At 51.5% G+C, this 3,970-nt stretch carries 3 protein-coding genes and 3 tRNA genes; 1 reads left to right on the top strand and 5 read right to left on the bottom strand.

The genetic code is table 11. The features are described 5' to 3' along the window. Positions 1 to 57: 57 nt before the first annotated feature. The 3 genes from NKJ21_RS27240 to NKJ21_RS27230 all read right to left on the bottom strand — a co-directional run bounded on the left by NKJ21_RS27240 (position 58) and on the right by NKJ21_RS27230 (position 418). Positions 58 to 132, bottom strand: a tRNA-Gly gene (locus NKJ21_RS27240). A gap of 115 nt (positions 133 to 247) precedes the next feature. Beyond that, a tRNA-Tyr gene (locus tag NKJ21_RS27235) sits at positions 248 to 332 on the bottom strand. A gap of 10 nt (positions 333 to 342) precedes the next feature. Then, positions 343 to 418, bottom strand: a tRNA-Thr gene (locus NKJ21_RS27230). A 418-nt stretch (positions 419 to 836) separates the two neighbouring features. On the opposite strand from NKJ21_RS27230, the gene coaA reads away from it, so the two are divergent. Beyond that, entirely contained in the window at positions 837 to 1,787 is a 951-nt protein-coding gene (coaA, locus tag NKJ21_RS27225; RefSeq protein ID WP_254733383.1) for a type I pantothenate kinase, read from the top strand. A gap of 26 nt (positions 1,788 to 1,813) precedes the next feature. On the opposite strand, the gene birA is transcribed toward coaA, so the two are convergent. Next, entirely contained in the window at positions 1,814 to 2,776 is a 963-nt protein-coding gene (gene birA / locus NKJ21_RS27220) for a bifunctional biotin--[acetyl-CoA-carboxylase] ligase/biotin operon repressor BirA (protein WP_008808010.1), read from the bottom strand. Next, complete coding sequence (gene murB / locus NKJ21_RS27215) at positions 2,773 to 3,801, bottom strand: UDP-N-acetylmuramate dehydrogenase (protein WP_012969181.1); 1,029 nt, start codon at positions 3,799 to 3,801, stop codon at positions 2,773 to 2,775. Before murB ends, birA begins: the two co-directional genes overlap by 4 nt. Positions 3,802 to 3,970: the final 169 nt, after the last annotated feature.

Genomic DNA, 3,970 nt, shown 5'->3' with positions numbered 1-3,970 from the left:
TGGGGACCTCACCCTTACCAAGGGTGCGCTCTACCAACTGAGCCATATCAGCACGTCTGGAGCGGGCAGCGGGAATCGAACCCGCATCATCAGCTTGGAAGGCTGAGGTAATAGCCATTATACGATGCCCGCATCCTGAAACTCGGCTACCCAGTTCTTTCTGTAATACTAAAGAGACTGCTCTCTTTAGTATTGAGCTGATTAGTTTACCCAACCAACTCCGGCTACGCAAAGCGTCGCCAGAAAGTGGTGGTGGGGGAAGGATTCGAACCTTCGAAGTCGATGACGGCAGATTTACAGTCTGCTCCCTTTGGCCGCTCGGGAACCCCACCCAAATTGTTATGGTGCCGACTACCGGAATCGAACTGGTGACCTACTGATTACAAGTCAGTTGCTCTACCTACTGAGCTAAGTCGGCATCAAGTAGCGCGCATTCTAGGGAGAGGAGCGAGTTCATGCAACTAAAAATTTGCATAAAACGTTCTCTTGCTCACATTTTGTGCTCTTACACGAAAAAACGGTGTAATTTCAAACAGGGCAGTGCAAATATTCGCCAGCAATCCAGCTCATCAGGAGCGGTTCCAGTCACCCGCTGATGCCCAGGATGTATGCGGACGACTGACAGAAAGGTAACGGGCCGTTAGCACTATCCTGCTGGTTTACTACGAATAAGAAACTTATTCCTCTCTTGTGATGCTGGCGCGAGAAAGCAGCATTCAATGAGTTTTTTTCTTATTATTCCCGGCAATCTGGTGTTACCCTCCTGCCCATTGTCCTGATTAACTCGTGTGAAGCATCGCCGTTTCAACGTATACGGCGATGGTAAGAACATGCTTATGAGCCAAAAAGAGCAGACGTTAATGACACCGTACCTACAATTTAACCGCCACCAATGGGCTGCACTTCGTGATTCTGTCCCGATGACGTTAACCGAGGATGAAATCACGCGGTTAAAAGGCATCAACGAAGATCTCTCTCTGGAAGAGGTTGCCGAGATCTATTTGCCGCTGTCGCGTTTGCTCAACTTCTATATCAGTTCTAACCTGCGTCGTCAGGCTGTTCTCGAACAATTTCTTGGCACCAACGGTCAACGCATTCCCTATATCATCAGCATCGCTGGCAGCGTTGCGGTGGGGAAAAGCACCACCGCGCGTTTACTGCAGGCCTTGCTTAGCCGTTGGCCGGAGCACCGCCATGTTGAACTCATCACTACTGACGGTTTTTTGCACCCTAACTCAGTATTGAAAGAACGCGGATTAATGAAGAAGAAAGGCTTCCCGCAGTCCTATGATATGCATCGACTGGTGAAGTTTGTCTCCGATCTTAAATCAGGTGTACCGCAGGCAACCGCGCCGGTTTATTCCCATCTGATTTATGATGTTATTCCCGACGGCGATAAAACCGTCGCGCAGCCGGATATTTTAATTCTTGAGGGACTCAACGTTCTGCAAAGTGGAATGGATTATCCGCACGATCCTCATCATGTATTTGTATCCGATTTTGTCGATTTTTCTATTTATGTCGATGCACCGGAAGAATTACTGAAAAGCTGGTATATCAACCGTTTTCTCAAATTCCGAGAAGGGGCGTTTACCGATCCTGACTCCTACTTCCACAATTACGCTAAGCTGTCGAAGGAAGAGGCGGTGGATATTGCCACCTCGCTATGGAACGAGATTAACTTAATGAATCTTAAAGAAAACATCCTTCCAACCCGCGAACGTGCCAGCCTGATCATGACCAAAAGCGCCAATCATTCTGTGAATCAAGTACGCTTACGTAAATAAAGCAAAGGGAGCCGAAGCTCCCTTTTTTATTCTGCGCTGCGCAATGATATTTCACCGCCAACCCAGGCTTTTATCACCCCATCCTGTTCCAGCAATAGTGCGCCTTGCGCATCAATGCCACGGGAAATTCCATAGATTTCTTTATCACCGATAATGAGTTTTACCGGGCGATGAATAAAGTTATCCAGTTTCTCCCAGCGCGGCAGATAGGGCGCTAACCCTTCCTGCTCGAACAGTTCCAGGCCCAGACGTAGCTCTTTAATCAGGCGCGCGGCGAGGAGGTTGCGGTCGATGACAACCCCCGCCTCCTGAAGGCTTATCCACCCCTGATTGACCACGTCAGACTCCACGCGACGCATCACAAGATTGATACCCGCGCCACTAACGATTTGTGCAGCATCACCCGTTTTCCCGGTCAGTTCCACGAGGATCCCTGACAGTTTACGATCTTGCAGGTAAATATCGTTTGGCCATTTCACACGAACCTGATCGGCCCCGAGCTGCTGCAGAACTTCAGCGATCACGATACCAATCACCAGGCTGAGTCCAATAGCCGCCGCCGGTCCCTGCTCCAGGCGCCAGTACATCGAGAGATAAAGATTGGCGCCAAAGGGCGAGAACCATTTTCTACCTCGCCGTCCTCGCCCTGCCTGCTGATATTCAGCCACACAGGCATCCCCGGATGTCAGCTCATCAAGCCTGTCCAGTAAATACTGGTTAGTGGAGTCAATCACGGGGAGAACCGTCACTCGGCCATGTTCAATCTGTTGGGAAATCTTTTTCTCATCCAACAGATGAATGGGCTCTGGCAGGCTGTAACCCTTGCCTGGCACTGTAAACACATCGACGCCCCAGTCGCGTAAGGTCTGGATATGCTTATTAATCGCCGCCCGGCTCATACCTAACTGCTCACCAAGCTGTTCACCTGAGTGGAACTCGCCATCAGCCAGGATAGAAATCAACGTTAAGGGAATAGTATGGTCTTTCACGCAATGCTCTCCTCTGCGTTGACTTCACCATGCGTTCCAATGAAGCGCACCTCGGGCTGAAGCCATACATCGAATTTCTTACCCACCTGCTGGCGAACGTAATGGGCTAGTTTTACCACGTCCTCGCTGGTCGCTCGATCTTCATTAATGAGTACCAGGGCCTGTTGTCGATGGACGGCCGCGCCGCCAATGCGTTGCCCTTTGAGCTGACATTGATCGATTAACCAGCCCGCGGCAAGCTTGACGGTGCCGTTTGCCTGCGGATAATGCGGCGCCTGGGGGAATTGCGCCAGCAGCGCTTCAGCAACCTGAGCGCTGACGATCGGATTCTTAAAGAAACTTCCGGCATTGCCGTTAATCCTGGGATCCGGCAACTTAGTCATTCGCATATGACAAACGGAATCGAATACCTGCTGCGGGGTGACGGTCTGTGGATCAAGACGCGTTAAATCACCGTAACTCAGTACAGGCTGCCATGCTTTCGCTAACGTTAAACCAATCGCGACGATGGCGTAGCGATCCTGGTATTCATGTTTAAAGATACTGTCACGGTAGCCGAAACGGCATTCCGCCGCTGAAAGACGCTGCTTACGACCCGTTTCCAGCTCAATGCAGTCCACATAGTTGCAAACCCGCTGGAGCTCGACACCGTAGGCGCCAATATTCTGGATCGGCGAAGATCCTGCGCAGCCAGGGATCAATGCCAAATTTTCCAGACCTGGCATCGCATGCTGTAGCGTGAACTGCACCAATTGATGCCAGTTTTCGCCGGCGCCGACGTGCAAGCACCAGGCTTCCGGCGTTTCGCTCACCTCGATCCCCATAATTCGGTTGAGGATCACCGTACCGGCATAGTCGTTCAGAAACAGGACATTACTACCTTCCCCAAGGATCAGCGTGGGTTCGCCTGCCGCGACAGCAGTTTGCCAGGCGCTTAATAACTGCTGCTCAGTTTCGGCGCGTACAATCGTCCTGGCGGAGCGCTCAATGCCAAAGGTATTCCAGGGTTTGAGGGAGTGGTTCATAGTGGCTTCCTGATGCAAAATCGGCGTTAGTTTACCGTATCTGGCGGGGGAAGGCTTGCCTGATTGCAGGGGCAGTGATATTGGGGGCGTTACCGGTAATGATGCGGTGTACCGGTCCGGGCTACAGGTCGTGCAGGGCGGGTGCGAATCCGTAGCCCCGGTAAGCGCA

Source organism: Klebsiella sp. SWET4 (assembly GCF_024296565.1).
GTDB lineage: Bacteria > Pseudomonadota > Gammaproteobacteria > Enterobacterales > Enterobacteriaceae > Klebsiella > Klebsiella variicola.
The sequence above is the reverse complement of the archived record's forward strand: the minus strand, read 5'-3'. Positions and strand labels throughout refer to the sequence as shown.